General features: G+C 71.8%; 14 protein-coding genes. 10 read left to right on the top strand and 4 right to left on the bottom strand.

The features are described 5' to 3' along the window. On the bottom strand, positions 1 to 613 hold a 613-nt coding region (locus CR470_RS04645), incomplete at its 3' end, for a penicillin acylase family protein (protein ID WP_143663766.1). 154 nt (positions 614 to 767) lie between these two features. On the opposite strand from CR470_RS04645, the gene CR470_RS04640 reads away from it, so the two are divergent. Further along, positions 768 to 2,267, top strand: a complete 1,500-nt coding sequence (locus tag CR470_RS04640; RefSeq protein WP_097866300.1) for an acyl-CoA synthetase — start codon at positions 768 to 770, stop codon at positions 2,265 to 2,267. A gap of 65 nt (positions 2,268 to 2,332) precedes the next feature. On the opposite strand, the gene paaK is transcribed toward CR470_RS04640, so the two are convergent. Then, entirely contained in the window at positions 2,333 to 3,640 is a 1,308-nt protein-coding gene (gene paaK, locus CR470_RS04635) for a phenylacetate--CoA ligase PaaK (RefSeq protein WP_097866299.1), read from the bottom strand. Between the two features lie 203 nt (positions 3,641 to 3,843). Here paaK and CR470_RS39380 point away from each other — a divergent pair, with 203 nt between their 5' ends. Together CR470_RS39380 and CR470_RS04630 are read left to right on the top strand one after the other, a co-directional pair. Then, on the top strand, positions 3,844 to 4,011 hold the full coding sequence (locus CR470_RS39380) for a hypothetical protein (protein ID WP_179892136.1): 168 nt from the start codon (positions 3,844 to 3,846) through the stop codon (positions 4,009 to 4,011). Between the two features lie 51 nt (positions 4,012 to 4,062). Continuing rightward, positions 4,063 to 5,058, top strand: a complete 996-nt coding sequence (locus CR470_RS04630; protein WP_097866298.1) for an AraC family transcriptional regulator — start codon at positions 4,063 to 4,065, stop codon at positions 5,056 to 5,058. A gap of 278 nt (positions 5,059 to 5,336) precedes the next feature. Here CR470_RS04630 and CR470_RS04625 read toward each other — a convergent pair whose 3' ends face one another. Next, positions 5,337 to 6,959: an acyl-CoA synthetase gene (locus CR470_RS04625; protein WP_097866297.1), complete on the bottom strand. Its 1,623-nt coding sequence runs from the start codon at positions 6,957 to 6,959 to the stop codon at positions 5,337 to 5,339. A 167-nt stretch (positions 6,960 to 7,126) separates the two neighbouring features. Between CR470_RS04625 and CR470_RS04620 the strand changes: the two genes are divergently transcribed. The 7 genes from CR470_RS04620 (at position 7,127) to CR470_RS04590 (ending at position 13,816) form a co-directional block, all read left to right on the top strand. Continuing rightward, complete coding sequence (locus CR470_RS04620; protein WP_097866296.1) at positions 7,127 to 7,927, top strand: crotonase/enoyl-CoA hydratase family protein; 801 nt, start codon at positions 7,127 to 7,129, stop codon at positions 7,925 to 7,927. Positions 7,928 to 7,982: 55 nt separating this feature from the next. Next, entirely contained in the window at positions 7,983 to 8,939 is a 957-nt protein-coding gene (locus CR470_RS04615) for a Zn-ribbon domain-containing OB-fold protein (protein ID WP_097866295.1), read from the top strand. Next, positions 8,940 to 9,992 (top strand): thiolase domain-containing protein, encoded by a 1,053-nt coding sequence (locus CR470_RS04610; RefSeq protein ID WP_097866294.1) that lies wholly within the window; start codon positions 8,940 to 8,942, stop codon positions 9,990 to 9,992. It abuts the gene before it with no gap. After that, positions 9,985 to 11,151: a thiolase domain-containing protein gene (locus CR470_RS04605; protein WP_097866293.1), complete on the top strand. Its 1,167-nt coding sequence runs from the start codon at positions 9,985 to 9,987 to the stop codon at positions 11,149 to 11,151. The genes CR470_RS04610 and CR470_RS04605 overlap by 8 nt, the downstream gene beginning before the upstream one ends. Positions 11,152 to 11,227: 76 nt before the next feature. After that, positions 11,228 to 11,728 (top strand): hypothetical protein, encoded by a 501-nt coding sequence (locus tag CR470_RS04600; RefSeq protein ID WP_003971159.1) that lies wholly within the window; start codon positions 11,228 to 11,230, stop codon positions 11,726 to 11,728. Positions 11,729 to 11,942: 214 nt separating this feature from the next. Continuing rightward, positions 11,943 to 13,202: an MFS transporter gene (locus CR470_RS04595; RefSeq protein ID WP_097866292.1), complete on the top strand. Its 1,260-nt coding sequence runs from the start codon at positions 11,943 to 11,945 to the stop codon at positions 13,200 to 13,202. A gap of 56 nt (positions 13,203 to 13,258) precedes the next feature. Beyond that, complete coding sequence (locus tag CR470_RS04590; protein WP_097866291.1) at positions 13,259 to 13,816, top strand: TetR/AcrR family transcriptional regulator; 558 nt, start codon at positions 13,259 to 13,261, stop codon at positions 13,814 to 13,816. Between the two features lie 77 nt (positions 13,817 to 13,893). Here the strand turns inward: CR470_RS04590 and CR470_RS04585 are convergent, their stop codons facing one another. Continuing rightward, positions 13,894 to 16,107 carry a terpene synthase family protein gene (locus tag CR470_RS04585; protein ID WP_097866290.1) on the bottom strand — a complete coding sequence of 738 codons (2,214 nt, stop codon included), beginning with the start codon at positions 16,105 to 16,107 and terminating at the stop codon, positions 13,894 to 13,896. Positions 16,108 to 16,125: the final 18 nt, after the last annotated feature.

The following is a 16,125-nucleotide window of genomic DNA, read 5'->3' as shown; positions in this document are numbered from 1 at the left end:
CCGTGATGCCGTCGATGCCGCGCCCCTGGCCGCCGAGCACCGCCAGCGCGTAGCCGCGCGCCGCCACGTCCAGGGCCGTCACCGGGCGCACCCAGGACGCACCCCGGCAGGCCGGGTCGGTGATCCGGTTCTGTGCGATCCACGCGTTGTACCCGGCGGCGAACCCGCGCATCGTCTCCTTGACGTCCCGGCTGGGACCGGCGGGCGCGGGCTCCTTGAGCAGCTTCTCCACCGTGCCGCTGTCCCGGACGCCACGGAAGTACAGGTCACTGGAGAGGTTCGTCGCCGCCGAGGAGAGGGAGTGGTCCGTGGCGGCGTCCGGGCCGAAGAACCTCGACCGCTCCCCGCGCACCGTGAGGAAGCCGTCCGCCAGCGTGCACACCTGGTCGGCGGCCTGGGCCCAACCGGTGCCGAAGCCGAGCTCCGCGTAGTCCTTCGCCACGATGTGCGGAATGCCGTACTCCGTGTACCGGATGACGGCGGAGAGACCGCCCCCGGACGGGTGTCGCGACTGCTGAGCACCGGACGCGGCGGCCGGCGGCAGCGACGCCGTCACGGTGAACAGGGCGAGACCGGCGACCCCGAGCAGTCTCAGACGCTTACGTAAGGTCAAGGTGTTCCTCCCAGCGGTGCGGGTGGCGCGGCGGCCTGACCGGACCGTCCGGACAGCCACGCGCCACTCAGCCAGGGAGCCCCGGGAACTGTCAACCGTCTGGTCGGTATCCAGCCTCTTGACCCCCGGGGGCCCGGACGCACAGGATCACGCCATGACAGGTGTACGCAGCAGCACAGTCGACGGCGTCCTCACCCGCAGCGCCCGGCGCACCCCCGAACGGACCGCCGTGCGGTACGCCGGCCGGGCCTGGACCTACCGCTCCCTGGACGCCGCCGTCTCCACGGCCGCCGCCGTCCTCACCGAGGAGCACGCCCTCGCCCCCGGCGACCGGGTGGCCGCCTACGCGCACAACTCCGACGCGTATCTGATCGGCTTCCTCGCCTGCGCACGGGCCGGTCTCGTCCACGTACCGGTCAACCAGAACCTCACCGGCGACGACCTGGCCTACCTCCTCGACCAGTCCGGCTCCTCCCTCGTGCTGACCGACCCGGACCTCGCCGCGCGGCTCCCCGCCGGGCCTCCGGTGCGGACGCTGCGCGACGCGCCCGGCTCGCTGCTCGACGCCCTGGAGACGGAACGGGCGTTCACCCCGCGGCGCCCGCCCGCCTCCGACGACCTGGTGCAGCTCCTGTACACCTCCGGGACCACGGCGCTGCCCAAGGGCGCGATGATGACGCACGGGGCCCTGGTCCACGAGTACGTCAGCGCGATCACCGCGCTCGGCCTCGCCGCGAACGACCGGCCCGTGCACTCCCTGCCGCTCTACCACTCGGCCCAGATGCATGTGTTCCTGCTGCCGTATCTGGCGGTCGGCGCGGAGAACACCATCCTGGACGCCCCGGACGCCGCCACGATCTTCGACCTCGTCGAAGCCGGCCTGGCCGACAGCCTGTTCGCCCCGCCCACCGTCTGGATCGGCCTCGCCAACCACCCGGAGTTCGCCACCCGCGACCTCGCCGGACTGCGCAAGGCGTTCTACGGGGCCTCGATCATGCCCGTGCCCGTCTTGGAGCGACTGCGCGAACACCTCCCGCACCTGGCCTTCTTCAACTGCTTCGGCCAGAGCGAGATCGGCCCCCTGGCCACCGTGCTGGGCCCCGACGAGCACGAGGGCCGGATGGAGTCCTGCGGCCGGCCGGTCCTCTTCGTGGAGGCCCGGGTCGTCGACGAGAAGGGCGAGGAGGTCCCCGACGGCACCCCCGGCGAGGTCGTCTACCGTTCGCCCCAACTGTGCTCCGGCTACTGGGACAAGCCCGAGGAGACGGCGGACGCCTTCCGTGACGGCTGGTTCCACTCCGGCGACCTCGCCGTCCGCGATGCCGAGGGCTACCTCACCGTCGTCGACCGGGTCAAGGACGTCATCAACTCCGGTGGCGTCCTCGTCGCCTCCCGCCAGGTCGAGGACGCCCTCTACACCCACCCCGCCGTCGCCGAGACCGCCGTCGTCGGCCTTCCCGACGACCGCTGGATCGAGGCCGTCACCGCCGTCGTCGTCCTGCGCGGCGAGGCGGGCGAGAGTGAACTCATCGCCCACGCCCGCGAGAGGCTCACCGCCTTCAAGGCGCCCAAGCGCGTCGTGTTCGTGGAGTCGCTCCCGCGCAACGCCAGCGGGAAGATCCTCAAGCGGCAACTGCGGGACGAGCTGGCCTGAACCGGCGGCTTCCCTACCGTCCTCCTCCACGCGACGACGCCGGTGCGGCAACATGACGCGACCCCTCAGGGCGCGTCCGGGGCCGTGCCGGATTCCCGCAGATCCACGATCCGCCGGATCTTGCCCACCGAACGTTCCAGCGACTCCGGGTCCACGATCTCGACCCCCACCGACACCCCGACACCGTCCTTCACCGCCGCCGCGATGGCCAGGGCGGCCTTCTCCCGGTCGGCCGCCGTGGCGCCCGTCCGCGCCTCCGCCCGGACGGTGAGCGCGTCGAGCCGCCCCTGCCGGGTCAGCCGCAGCTGGAAATGCGGAGCGACGGCAGGCGTACGGAGGACGATCTCCTCGATCTGGGTGGGGAAGAGGTTCACCCCCCGCAGGATCACCATGTCGTCGCTGCGTCCGGTGACCTTCTCCATCCGGCGGAACGTCCGCGCCGTCCCCGGCAGCAGCCGCGTCAGGTCCCGGGTACGGTAACGGATCACGGGCATCGCCTCCTTGGTCAGCGAGGTGAAGACCAGCTCCCCCTCCTCGCCGTCGGGAAGCACCTCACCGGTGAGCGGGTCCACGACCTCCGGGTAGAAGTGGTCCTCCCAGATGTGCAGCCCGTCCTTCGTCTCCACGCACTCCTGCGCGACCCCCGGGCCCATCACCTCGGAGAGCCCGTATATGTCGACCGCGTCGATGGCGAACCGGTCCTCGATCTCCCGGCGCATCCCCTCGGTCCACGGCTCCGCGCCGAAGATCCCGACCTTCAGGGACGTCGAACGCGGATCGACGCCCTGCCGCTCGAACTCGTCCAGCAGCGTCAGCATGTACGACGGCGTGATCATGATGATCTCGGGCCGGAAGTCCTGGATCAACCGGACCTGGCGCGCGGTCATGCCCCCGGACGCGGGGATCACCGTGCAGCCGAGCCGCTCCGCCCCGTAGTGCGCCCCGAGCCCGCCGGTGAACAGCCCGTACCCGTACGCCACATGGACCTTGTGACCGGGCCGCCCGCCCGCCGCCCGGATCGAACGGGCCACCACGTCCGCCCAGGTGTCCAGGTCCCGTTCGGTGTACCCGACGACCGTCTGACGTCCGGTCGTGCCGCTGGAGGCGTGGATCCTGCGCACCTCGTGTTCCGGCACGGCGAACATCCCGAACGGGTAGTTGTCCCGCAGATCAGCCTTCACGGTGAACGGGAACCGGGCCAGATCGGCGAGCGTCCGGCAGTCGTCGGGTCGCAGCCCCGCGCTGTCGAAGGCGTCCCGGTAGAAGGGGACGGCGTCGTACGCGTGGCGCAGCGTGGACCGGAGCCGCTTCAGTTGCAGGGCCTCCAGTTCGCCACGGCCGAGCCGTTCCGCCGCGTCCAGCATGGCCGTCATCAGGACCCTTCCTTCCGAAACAGGCGACCGACAGGTGGCGAACGGGCCGCGAGGGGGAGGCGACCGATCATTCGGTCGATCTTCCTGGGAGCAGTAATGCAGGCGGCCGGGGGTGCTGGCAAGAGGCGCGCGGTGTTCGCGGCGGATCAGCCCGCGGCGAAGTCCGGTGCGCTCGCTCACCGCTTCCTGTTCGGATGGGGAGCATGCGGATCTTCGCCGCGCACGACACGACCCCGCTCGCCTGTCACCTGGTGGGGGAGGGGGAGCCGCTGATCGGCGATCCGGTCGTTCGGACTGGCCTGACCCGGCCGGGAGCGGCCAAGCCCACCGGCGACGGATGTTGTCGCGCCGTCGCCGATGGAAGATCCTGAAGAGCGCGGCGGTACGGGACGGGGCCGCGCGGAACGAAAGAGGGGCGGCGTGTGCTGACCGAAGCGGTATTCCGGACCGATGCCCTTCAGCGGAGCGACCGGTTCGCCGGCTGGCAGCAGTGCGTGAACAACGTCATCGCGCCCATGGAGATCACCAGTCCGCACGCCGACGACTTCTGGGCCGACCACCGGCTCCTGCGCGTCGAGGACACCCTGCTGTGGCCCGTCCGTCTGCAGGCGTCCCGCTACCGGCGTACGCCCCGGCTGATCAGACAGTCCGACCCGGGTCTGCTCCACATGACGCTGGTCCGGCCCGGCAGCGGGGCCCTGCACGTCGAACAGGGCGGGCTGCGCAGTACGGTCGAAACACACGACCTCTATGTCCTCGACATGTCCAGGCCCTGTGACGTCCGGACCGCCGACGAGCCGATCGTGGGGGTGGGGGTGGACCTCCCCCGATCGCTGTTGCCCCTTCCGGCGAGCGTGCCCCTGGACGACGTGCTGGGCCGGCGGCTCTCCGGCCGGCACGGCTTCGGCGCGCTGCTCACCCACTTCGTCACCCATCTGGTGGACCCGGCGGACGTCTACGGTCCCGCCGACGCGGCCCGGCTGCACCGGGTCCTGCTCGATCTGGCGGCCGGACTGCTCGCCGGTGGGCTCGACCGGGAGACGGCACTGTCACCGGAGGCCCGTACCCGCAACCTCGTCCTGACCATCCGCTCCTTCATCGGCGGCAACTTCCACGACCCCCGGCTCACCCCGGCGGCCGTCGCCGCCGCGCACCACATATCGACCCGGCACCTGCACCGGCTGTTCCAGCAGGAGGGCACCACGGTGGCCGCCCTCATCCGGAACCGACGCCTCGAACGGGCCCGCCGGGACCTCGCCGACCCCCGCCTCCTCGACACACCGGTGCAGACGATCGCCGCGCGGTGCGGCTTCCGCGCGCCCGCCCACTTCAGCCGTGTGTTCAGAGCCGCCCAGGGCATGTCACCCAGTGACTACCGGCACGCCAGGTTCCGGGAGCGGACAGAGCCGGTGCGCTGAGCGGCCGGGGACACGGTCCGTGTCTCGGCGCTGCGCTCCGGATCATCCCGTGTCAGCGGCGAACCGACCTTGCTCACAACCCCGTTCGAACAGGAAGGTGCGGTGGTGTGGGGTCGGGCGCACGGCGCACCCCCGTGGCACCGGGCATCCCGACGCCCATCAGTCTGCGGATCTCTTCCCGCTCTGTCCTTGACGATAGGCGACGGGGCGTTGACGATCAGTGCCGGGGCGGCTCCCCCGCAGCGGTATCCCCGTACCGAGGGCCCCGGAGCGGTCCGTCAGCTCCGCTCGACCCCCGCCGCCACCGCCTTCGCCCACCGGTAGTCCGCCTTGCCGCTCGGCGAGCGCTGGATCCGGTCGGCGAGCACCAGCGCGCGGGGGATCTTGTAGCCGGCGAGCCGGGTCCGGCAGTGCGCCTGCACCCCCTCCAGGGTCAACGCCTCCGCGTCCTTCCGCAGTTGGACCACGGCGGCGACCCGGTTGCCCCAGCGTTCGTCGGGTACGCCCGCGACGAGCGCGTCGTACACGTCCGGATGGGACTTGAGCGCCTGCTCGACCTCCTCCGGATACACCTTCTCGCCCCCGGTGTTGATGCACTGGGAGCCCCGGCCGAGCACGGTGACGATGCCGTCCGCGTCCACGGTCGCCATGTCGCCCAGCAGCACCCACCGCTCCTCGCCCCTGCGGAAGAAGGTGTCGGCGGTCTTGGCCGGGTCGTTGTAGTAGCCGAGCGGGACATGCCCGCGCTGGGCGATACGGCCCGGCTCCCCGGGTGCCACCGGCTCGTACGTCACCGGATCGACCACGGCCGTACGGGTGTTGACCCGCACCCGGAAGCCCCTCTCCGGTCCCGCGTCGGCGGTGGCCGTACCGTTGAAACCGGACTCCGAGGAGCCGAAGTTGTTCAGCAGCATCACGGTCGGCACGAGCGCCTGGAACTCCGCCCGCACCGAGTCCGACATGATCGCTCCGGAGCTGGAGACGGAGAACAGCGAGGAGCAGTCCGTCCCGCGAAGCGGCCCCTTCAGACAGTCGATCAGCGGGCGCAGCATCGCGTCGCCGACCAACGACACACTGGTGACCTTCTCCCTCTCGATCGTCCGCAGTACCTCCTCGGGCACGAACTTGCGGTGCACGACGACGCGTTGGCCGAAGTTGAACCCGATGAACGCGGTCAGCGTGGAGGTCCCGTGCATCAACGGCGGGGTGGGGAAGAAGGTGATCCCGTCGCCGCCCGCGGCGACCCGCTCCGCCAGCTCCCGCGGCGCCTTCACCGGCTCCCCGGTCGGTGCTCCGCCGCCCAGACCCGAGAAGAACAGGTCCTCCTGACGCCACATCACCCCCTTCGGCATCCCGGTCGTGCCGCCGGTGTAGATGATGAACTGGTCGTCGGCGGAGCGGGGGGCGAAGCCGCGCCCGGCCTCGCCCAACGCCTCCGCCTCGGTGAACGGCACGAACGGCACGGCCGGGGGAGCGGCGGGGTCGGGCCCCACCCGGACGAGATGGCGCAGGCCGGGGGCCTGCGGGGCGGCCGCCGCGACCCGCTCGTCGAACTCGCTGTCGAAGACCAGCGCCGCCAGGTCGGCGTCCCGGTAGAGGTAGACCAACTCGTCCTTGACATAACGGTAGTTGACGTTCACCGGGACGATCCGGGCCTTGAGGGCCCCCAGGACCGTCTGGAGGTATTCGACCCCGTTGTAGAGGTGCAGCCCCAGGTGCTCGCCCGGCCGGATCCCCGCGTCGATCAGGTGGTGGGCGATCCGGTTGGCGGCGGCGTCCAGCTCCGCGTACGTGAGCCGCCGCTCCGCGCCCGTACCGGGATGATCGACGTACAGGAGCGCCTCGCGGTCGGGTACCGCGTCGACGACCGACTCGAACAGGTCGGCAAGGTTGTACTCCACCGTTCCTCCTGACCCCGGGTGACTGGCGACTCGGCCGTCATTAGAGCGCCGGGCGGCACAAGTGGGAAGGGGTGGCGCGGAACCAATCTGACGAGCTGTCAGAAATCTATTGAACTGCGTCCCCTCCTCCTGCAACCTGTTCCAGGTCTGGAGAACAGGAGTCGGTCATGGGCGGTACGGAACACCTCACCGTGCGGCGCGAAGGCGCCACGCTGGTGCTCACCTTGAACAGACCACAGGCCAGGAACGCGTTATCGCTGCCGATGCTCGTCGGCCTGTACGACGGCTGGCTCGCGGCCGACGCGGACGATACGGTCCGCTCCGTCGTCCTGACCGGCGCGGGCGGCGCGTTCTGCGCTGGCATGGACCTCAAGGCCCTGGCGGGCGGAGGATTGGAGGGGGAGGAGTACCGGGAGCGGATGACGGCCGACCCGGACCTCCACTGGAAGGCGATGCTGCGCCACCACCGCCCGCGCAAACCGGTGATCGCCGCCGTGGAGGGTCCCTGTGTCGCGGGCGGCACCGAGATCCTCCAGGGCACCGACATCCGCGTGGCCGGAGCGGGAGCCATCTTCGGGCTCTTCGAGGTCCGCCGCGGCCTCTTCCCGATCGGCGGCTCCACGGTCCGGCTGCCCCGTCAGATCCCCCGCACCCACGCCCTCGAAATGCTCCTCACCGGGCGCCCGTACACCGCCGACGAGGCCGCCGCCATCGGGCTCATCGGCAGGGTCGTGCCCGACGGAACCGCACTGGAGGAGGCCCTCGTCGTCGCCGAGCGGGTCAACGCGTGCGGGCCGCTCGCCGTCGAGGCCGTCAAGGCCTCGGTCTACGAGGGCGCGGAGCTGGCCGAGAGCGAGGCGCTGGCCGCCGAACTCAAGCGCGGCTGGCCCGTGTTCGCCACCGAGGACGCCAAGGAGGGCGCACGCGCCTTCGCCGAGAGGCGCCCGCCCGTCTACCGGCGCGCCTGAGCGCTGGGCGCGCGGCTCCTCAGCCCCCAGTCCTCTCAGCAAGGAGGCAACAGCCATGTCCGACGTCCTCAGCGCCCCGCTGGTGGTCGCATTCCCCTTCACCCGCTCGCTCGGGCCCGTCCAGAGCGCCTTCCTCACCGGACTGCGCGAACGCACCGTCCTCGGCGTCCGCACGGAGGACGGCACGGTGCTCGTGCCGCCCGTGGAGTACGACCCCGTCACCGCGAACGAGATCCGCGACCTCGTCGAGGTCGCCCCCACCGGCACCGTCACCACCTGGGCCTGGAACCCGGACCCGCGCCGCGACCAGCCGCTCGGCACCCCTTTCGCCTGGGTGCTCGTCCGCCTCGACGGGGCCGGCACCGCGCTCCTGCACGCACTCGACGCGCCCGGCCCGGACGCCGTGCGCACCGGGATGCGCGTCCGCATCCGCTGGGCCGAGACGCGCACCGGAGCCATCACCGACATCGCTTGCTTCGAGCCGTACGACGGCGAGCCCGGCAGCCCCGAACCCGCTCCGCACACCGGGGAGTTCGTCGACCCCGTCACCGACATCGTCACCCCGGCCCGCCTCGACTACGTCCACACCCCGGGCCGCGCCCAGAGCGCCTACCTCACCGCCCTCGAAAGCCACCGCACCGTCGGCGAACGCTGCCCCGCCTGCCGCAAGGTCTACGTCCCGCCGCGCGGAGCCTGCCCCACCTGTGGGGTCGCCACCGCCGAACAGGTCGAGGTCGGCCCGCGCGGCACGGTCACCACTTTCTGCGTCGTCAACATCAAAGCGAAGAATCTCGACATCGAAGTCCCGTACGTCTACGCCCACATCGCCCTCGACGGCGCCGACCTCGCCCTGCACGGACGCATCGCCGGAATCCCGTACGACCAGGTGCGTATGGGACTGCGCGTCGAGCCCGTCTGGACCGGTGCCGGTCAGGGGTCCCGCCACCCCGACCACTACCGGCCCACCGGGGAGCCCGACGCCGACTACGACACGTACAAGGAGCTGGTGTAGATGCGAGACGTGGCCATCGTCGCCTTCGCCCAGACCTCGCACCGGCGGCGCACCGACGAACTCTCCGAGGTCGAGCTGCTGATGCCCGTCCTCCACGAGGTCCTGGGCACGACCGGCCTCAAGGCGAACGAGATCGGGTTCACCTGCTCCGGCTCCGCCGACTACCTCGCGGGGCGGGCGTTCTCCTTCACCATGGCGCTCGACGGCGTCGGCGCCCACCCGCCCATCTCCGAGTCCCATGTCGAGATGGACGGGGCCTGGGCGCTGTACGAGGCCTGGGTGAAGATCCAGACCGGCGAGGCGGACACCGCGCTCGTCTACTCCTACGGAAAGTCATCGCCCGGCCGGGTCCGCGACGTCCTCACCCGCCAGCTCGACCCCTACTACCTCGCCCCGCTGTGGCCGGACTCCGTCGCGCTCGCCGCCCTCCAGGCGCGGGCCCTCATCGACGCGGGAGCCACCGACGAACCCGCCCTCGCCGAGGTCGCCGCCCGCAACCGCACCGCCGCCGTCGGCAACCCGCACGCCCAGCTCACCGGCGACGTCCCCGCCGGCGACTACCTCGTGCGGCCCCTGCGCACCGGCGACTGCCCGCCCATCGGCGACGGCGCGGCCGCCGTGGTCCTCGCCGCCGGGGACACCGCCCGCGCCCTGTGCGCGCGGCCCGCCTGGATCCGGGGCATCGACCACCGCATCGAGGCGCACGGCCTCGGCGTCCGCGACCTGACCGACTCGCCCTCCGCGCGGCTCGCCGCGGAGCGCGCCGGAGCCTTCGAACGACCCGTCGACACAGCCGAGTTGCACGCGCCGTTCACCTCGCAGGAGGTCGTCCTGCGCAAGGCCCTCGGGCTCGGCGACGACGTCCTCGTCAACCCCTCAGGCGGTGCGCTCGCCGCCAACCCCGTGATGGCCGCCGGACTGATCCGGATCGGCGAGGCCGCCGCCCGCGTCCACCGGGGCGAGTCCGATCGGGCGCTCGCGCACGCCACCTCCGGTCCCTGCCTGCAGCAGAACCTGGTCGCCGTTCTGGAAGGGGAGAGCGCTCATGCCTAAGGAGCCCGTCGCCGTCGTCGGCATCGGCCAGACCAAGCACGTCGCCGCCCGGCACGACGTGTCCATCGCCGGACTGGTCCGCGAGGCCGCCGTCCGGGCCCTGGAGGACGCCGGGCTGACCTGGGGCGACATCGACGCCGTCGTGATCGGCAAGGCGCCCGATTTCTTCGAGGGCGTCATGATGCCGGAGCTCTACCTCGCCGACGCCCTCGGCGCCGTCGGCAAGCCCATGCTCCGCGTCCACACGGCGGGCTCGGTCGGCGGCTCCACCGCGCTGGTCGCCGCCAACCTCGTCGCCGCCCGTGTGCACCGCACCGTCCTCACTCTCGCCTTCGAGAAGCAGTCCGAGTCCAACGCCATGTGGGGCCTCTCCCTGCCCGTCCCCTTCCAGCAGCCGCTGCTGGCCGGCGCGGGCGGATTCTTCGCCCCGCACGTGCGGGCCTACATGCGGCGCACCGGGGCGCCCGACGAGGTCGGATCGCTCGTCGCGTACAAGGACCGCCGCAACGCGCTGAAGAACCCCTACGCGCACCTCCACGACCACGACATCACCCTGGAGAAGGTCCGGGCCGCCCCCATGCTCTGGGACCCCATCCGCTATTCCGAGACCTGCCCCTCCTCCGACGGGGCCTGCGCCATGATCCTCACCGACCGCGACGGCGGGGCCCGCTCGCCCCACCCGCCGGCCTGGGTGCACGGCGGGGCGATGCGGAGCGAGCCGACCCTGTTCGCGGGCAAGGACTTCGTCTCCCCGCGGGCCGGCAAGGACTGCGCGGCCGACGTCTACCGGCAGGCCCGGATCACCGACCCGCGCCGGGAGATCGACGCCGTCGAGATGTACGTGCCGTTCTCCTGGTACGAGCCGATGTGGCTGGAGAACCTCGGCTTCGCCGACGAGGGCGAGGGCTGGAAGCTCACCGAGGCGGGCGTCACCGAACTCGACGGCGACCTCCCCGTCAACCCCTCGGGCGGTGTGCTGTCCACCAATCCGATCGGCGCGTCCGGCATGATCCGCTTCGCCGAGGCGGCCCTCCAGGTGCGGGGGAGGGCCGGGGACCACCAGATCGACGGGGCCACCAGGGCGCTCGGACACGCCTACGGCGGAGGGGCGCAGTTCTTCGCCATGTGGCTCGTCGGAGCGGAGCCCCCGCCCGGCTGAGGGAGCGCGGCGGGCCCGGTCCCGCGGGGCCCGGGCCCGGCTCCGCGACGTGAGCCGGGACACGTAACATGGCAGCATGTCCTTCCTCCGCCGCCGTAGCGCCGCAACACCCGCGGGCCCGGACTTCGACGTCCTGGCCATGGATCCCGGGGACTGGCCCGGCAACCTCGGCGCCGGTCTGCTCCCCGCCCCCGACGGCAGCTGTCAGGGCGTCTTCCTCCGGTACGACCTGTACGGCGGCCGGGGCCCGGCGATGATCATCGGCAATCTTCCGGAAGGCTCGCCCGCCCGCGAGACCGAGGAGGGCCAGGTCCCCTTCGAGGTGGCCCAACTGCTCCTCGCCCTGGAGAACGACGAGCCGATCGAGGTCGTCAGCTCCGAGGACGTCCCCGTCATGCAGGGCGACAACCTGCTGATCGTCCGCCGCGTCAAGCTCTCCGAGAGCCGTATCGCCTGCGTCCAGTTCGACCGCAGCGACGGCGTCCTCGTGACCATCGCCAGCTGGGACCGGCCGATCACCGACGACCTGTACACCCTGCTCAAGCCGCTGCCCGCAGAACTGTTCCAGCAGGGCTGAAACGTCCCTGCGCAAGGCCGTCCGGATCCGTCCGGGCGGCCTTTTCCGTTGTCCGGGGAGGCTATCCGGCCATTCTTCGGACCTGGACGGGAGGCGGCCCGGGGGAGGGCTAGAGTAAAAACGAAACGACTGTTCAAATTGTAGCGACCGTTCAATTCTGGCGGTCGTTCCCCGCGAACGGTCGCCCGTACGTCCGCCTTCCGGAGGTCCACGCATGGCCAACCCCTATGCCGTCCTGTTCAGGACGCCCGGATCGAGGGCTTTCACCGCCGCCGGGTTCGTCGCCCGCATGCCCCTGTCCATGGCGGGCATCGGCATCATCGCGATGGTGTCCCAGATGCGCGGTGACTACGGCCTCGCCGGAGCCGTCTCCGCCACCTTCACCCTGTCCATGGCCCTCTGCGGTCCGCGGATCTCCCGGGCGGTCGACCGCCGGGGCCAGAGCCGGGTGCTGCCGCCCGTCGCCGGGCTGAGCGTGATGGCGCTCGGCGCGCTGCTGCTCTGCGCCCGGTACGACGCCCCCGCCTGGACCCTGTTCTGCTGCGCGGCGGTGGCCGGCGCGATGCCCAACATGGCGGCGATGGTGCGCGCCCGCTGGACGCACGCCCTCAAGGGCTCCGACCGGCTGCACAGCGCCTACTCGCTCGAATCGGTCATCGACGAGCTCACCTTCGTCGTGGGCCCCGCGCTCTCGGTGGCCCTGTGCACCGCGCTGTTCCCCGAGGCCGGGCCGCTGGTCGCCGGGGTCCTGCTGATCCTCGGCGTCCTCATGTTCGTCCCCCAGAAGCGCACCGAGCCCCCGGTGGCCCGTGCGGCCCACGGCCACCCGCGAGGCGGTTCGGCGATCCGTGGCGGAGCGCTCCGCCTGCTGGCCCTCACGCTCGTGGCCGGCGGCGCCATCGTCGGCACCATCGACGTCGTGAGCGTCTCCTTCGCCGAGCAGCAGGGCTCGCCCGCCGGCGCCGGCATCGTCCTCTCGGTCTACGCGGCCGGCTCCGCCGTCGCCGGTCTGGTCTTCGGGACCCTCAGGCTCACGACGCCGCTGCCCCGGCTGCTCGTCCTCGGCACCGCCGGGACGGCGCTCACGACCCTCCCCCTGCTGCTCGTCGGGGACCTCGTCACGCTGGCCGCCGCCGTCGTCCTCCCGGGGCTCTTCTTCGCGCCTACCATGATCGTGGTGATGGGGCTGGTGGAGCGGACGGTGCCACCCGCCGCACTCACCGAGGGCATGACCTGGGCCATCACCGGCCTCAGCGTGGGTGTCGCGTCCGGGGCCGCGGTGTCGGGAGCGGTCGTCGACCGCTTCGGTCCCGGCGGTGGCTTCGTCGTCGCCGTCGCCGCGGGCGCGGCCGCTCTGCTGACGGCGTCGTACGCCCGGCGTCCGCTGGAGCGGAGTCTCCAGGAGCGTGCGGACCGCGACGCCGAGGAGTCGACCGAGGAACAGGTCGAGGCCCCCGGAAGGTCCGCGCACTGACGGACCGGAGCCGAAGCCAGCCCGCCGCCCCACCCGCCACGACGCCCGGAGGCACCGTGCACGCACCGCAGACCGACGGACGCCTGCTCAAAGGCGAGCGACGGAAGGAGGAACTCATCGAGGCCACGCTCCAGGTGGTCGCCCGGGAAGGAGTCGCCGGCGTCAGTCACCGGGCGGTCGCGCGCGAGGCGGGCCTGCCCGCCACCGCCGCCGCCTACCACTTCACGAGCATCGACGACCTGCTCGTCGCCGCGCTCACCCGCTGCATGGAGCAGGACGCGCAGCGCATGCTCCGGCTGGCCGGGGAGGCCGACGGCGGCCCCGAGGGCATCACCGCGTTGGCGGAGCTGATGGCGAAGGTCGTCGAAGGCCCCGGACGGCTGCTCGCGGAGTACGAGCTGTACCTGCTCGCGGCCCGCCGCCCGGAGTTGCGCGGTCCCACCCGGCACTGGCTGGAGGCCGTCGCCGCGTACGGCCGACGCTACACCGACGACCCGGTCCGGGTGCGGGTGCTCAAGGGCGTGATCGACGGCCTGCTGCTCCAGGGGCTGCTGACCGACACCCCGCCGACGGCGGCGGAGTTCGAGGCCGTGCTCCGGCACGTCCTGCTCTGAGCCCCCGCCCGGCCGGTTCCGCCACCGGTCGCGGCCCGCCGTGCGTTCCTCCGGACGGCGGGCCGCGGCCTCGCGAACTACACCGGGCTGCCCGCCAGTTGGGCCACCAACCGGGTCACCTGCGCCGCGGACGTACCCAGGCCCGTGGGGCCGCTGAGGTGCCAGGGCGCGCCGTGACCGCGCCGCAGGTCCTCCTCGCGGTAGCGGCGGCAGCCCCGGTGCCAGATCAGAATCCCCGCGATCCAGTGCTCGAGCTCCCGCACATAGCCCGCCAGGATCTCCCGCGCCTCGGCGTCCAGGGCGAAGTCGTCGTACAGCACCGGGAGTTCGACCTCGGCGACATGCAGGAACTGCCGCAGCCGCGAGTTCATCAGGTCGTGCACGATCGCCACGCCTGTCGGATAGTCGACGCCGAAGAAGTTCTGCACGACCAGGACGCCGTTGTGCACCTCGCCCTCGTACTCGATCTCCTTCTGGTACGAGAACAGGTCGTTCATCAGGCACGCGTAGTCCGCCGCCGCGTTCTCCAGGGAACGCATCGGACCGCTGCGGTAGACCTCGTCCGGGACCTTCCTGCCGTGCCCGAGCCGGCACAGGCTCATCGTCAGGTCCGAACCGAACGTCGCCCGCCGCATCTCCACGTAGTCCACCGGGTCGGGGATACGGTTCTGCGCCTGGTTCGCCAGCTCCCACAGCCAGCTCGCGGTCATCGACTCGATCGCGGTCCGGAAGGTGCGCCGCCCGCCCGGGTCCATCGGACCGGCCGTCCTGCGCCACAGGTCGCCCAGGCTCCGCTCCAGGGCGTTCACCGGCTCCGGCGTCCCCTCGCCGTCCAGCGGCATGAACAGCGACAGCCGCTCGTTGGCCAGCCGCGCCCCCGCCAGGTCCCGGGTCCGCCCGTGCACGACCGGGAACCAGTCGTCCCCGTACGTCCCCCAGGCCAGCCACCCCGAGGACAGGTCCAGTTCGTCCGGGGTCGCGTCCGGATCCAGCCCCGCCGCGCACAGCGGCAGGTCGATCGCGATGAGCCGCTCCTCGTCCCAGATGTGCGAACCCGGTACGCCCGGCTGGGCCTCCAGGATGCCCATCCGCCGCGCCCAGTCGACGATCCGGACCCGGGCCCCCTCCAGATGCGGGCTCAGCGTCGTCCCGAACGGCAGGTCGAAGTCCGGCAGCAGCGAGGGGCCCACGTGCTGGTACGGCACATGGCTCTGGCTCCGGGCACGCGCGGTCTCCGAGCGGAGCGTGAACCTGATGGAGGCGGCGGACATGCCGAAGCCGACGACGGCCTCGCCCGCGCCGCCGCCGTTCATGTAGCGACTGGAGCGCATATGCCATTCGTGGCCGCCGGACTGCCAGTCCTGGAGCCCCTTGACGTACGCCAGCACGGCGGCGGTCTGCGCCGGGTCAAGGCCCTTCTCGGCGCAGAGCGGGCCGAGTTCGGTCAGGGCGGTGTTCTCGAACTGCTGGAGCCGTGAGGTCAGCAGGTCGTTGACCGCCTCGGCGGCCTCCTGCGTGGAGCACCCGAGGAACTTCTCCATCACCAGTACGCCGTTGCTGTTCTCCCCCTCGTCCTCCACCTCACGCTGGTAGGAGAAGAGGTCGTTGCGCAGATGCACACCGTCGGAGAACGCGTCCCGCAGCACCCGCAGCGGGCGGGCGTCGGCGACCGACGCGGGCACCTCGGCGTTCGCCGCGTACTCCACCAGACCGGCGGACCAGGGCGCGCCGCCCACCTTGCGGCGCATCTCGATGTACTCGACGGGGTTCGCGATGCGGCCCTCGTGGATGTTGGCCAGCTCCCACAGGGACTCGTTGAGGAGGTTCTCCGTCGCCTCCGCGAACCGGGCCCGCCAGGCGTCCGACATCGAAGGCACCGTGCGCGCCCACAGATCGGCGAGCCCCGCCTCGACGGGGTTCGAGGGCTTGGGCGTCGGGGCGCCGCGCTCCATCGGCATGAAGGCGGGCAGACGGTCCAGATACCGCTTGCCGCCCTCCCGGTCGGGCGTGCGCTTGAACAGTTCCAGGAAGTGGTCGTCGAAGAAGAAGACCCACACGTACCAGTCGGTGACCAGGGAGAGCGCCTCGGCCGAGCAGTCGGGGTGCGTGTAGGCGCACAGGAGGGCGTAGTCGTGCGCCTCCAGGTCCTTCTCCTCCCAGATGCCGGATCCCTCCAGCATCCCCATGGAGCGGGCCCACGCCCGGGTGTGCGTGCGTGCCGCCTCCACATGAGGGTTGAGCCGCGCCGGATACGGAACATAGAAGTCCGGCAGTGAGAAGGGCTGTGCCATGTGCGTCAGGCCTTTCCA

Source organism: Streptomyces sp. rh34, assembly GCF_002551245.1.
Lineage (GTDB): Bacteria > Actinomycetota > Actinomycetes > Streptomycetales > Streptomycetaceae > Streptomyces.
This window is presented reverse-complemented; position numbering and strand designations above follow the sequence as displayed.

What these genes read in the sequence shown, in the direction of transcription:
- CR470_RS39380 (WP_179892136.1), top strand. Translation starts at nt 3,844, where the DNA reads ATGCGGATCTTCGCCGCGCACGACACGACCCCGCTCGCCTGTCACCTG.
- CR470_RS04620 (WP_097866296.1), top strand. Translation starts at nt 7,127, where the DNA reads ATGGGCGGTACGGAACACCTCACCGTGCGGCGCGAAGGCGCCACGCTG.
- CR470_RS04640 (WP_097866300.1), top strand. Translation starts at nt 768, where the DNA reads ATGACAGGTGTACGCAGCAGCACAGTCGACGGCGTCCTCACCCGCAGC.
- CR470_RS04600 (WP_003971159.1), top strand. Translation starts at nt 11,228, where the DNA reads ATGTCCTTCCTCCGCCGCCGTAGCGCCGCAACACCCGCGGGCCCGGAC.
- paaK (WP_097866299.1), bottom strand. Translation starts at nt 3,640, where the DNA reads ATGACGGCCATGCTGGACGCGGCGGAACGGCTCGGCCGTGGCGAACTG.
- CR470_RS04615 (WP_097866295.1), top strand. Translation starts at nt 7,983, where the DNA reads ATGTCCGACGTCCTCAGCGCCCCGCTGGTGGTCGCATTCCCCTTCACC.
- CR470_RS04595 (WP_097866292.1), top strand. Translation starts at nt 11,943, where the DNA reads ATGGCCAACCCCTATGCCGTCCTGTTCAGGACGCCCGGATCGAGGGCT.
- CR470_RS04605 (WP_097866293.1), top strand. Translation starts at nt 9,985, where the DNA reads ATGCCTAAGGAGCCCGTCGCCGTCGTCGGCATCGGCCAGACCAAGCAC.
- CR470_RS04610 (WP_097866294.1), top strand. Translation starts at nt 8,940, where the DNA reads ATGCGAGACGTGGCCATCGTCGCCTTCGCCCAGACCTCGCACCGGCGG.
- CR470_RS04585 (WP_097866290.1), bottom strand. Translation starts at nt 16,107, where the DNA reads ATGGCACAGCCCTTCTCACTGCCGGACTTCTATGTTCCGTATCCGGCG.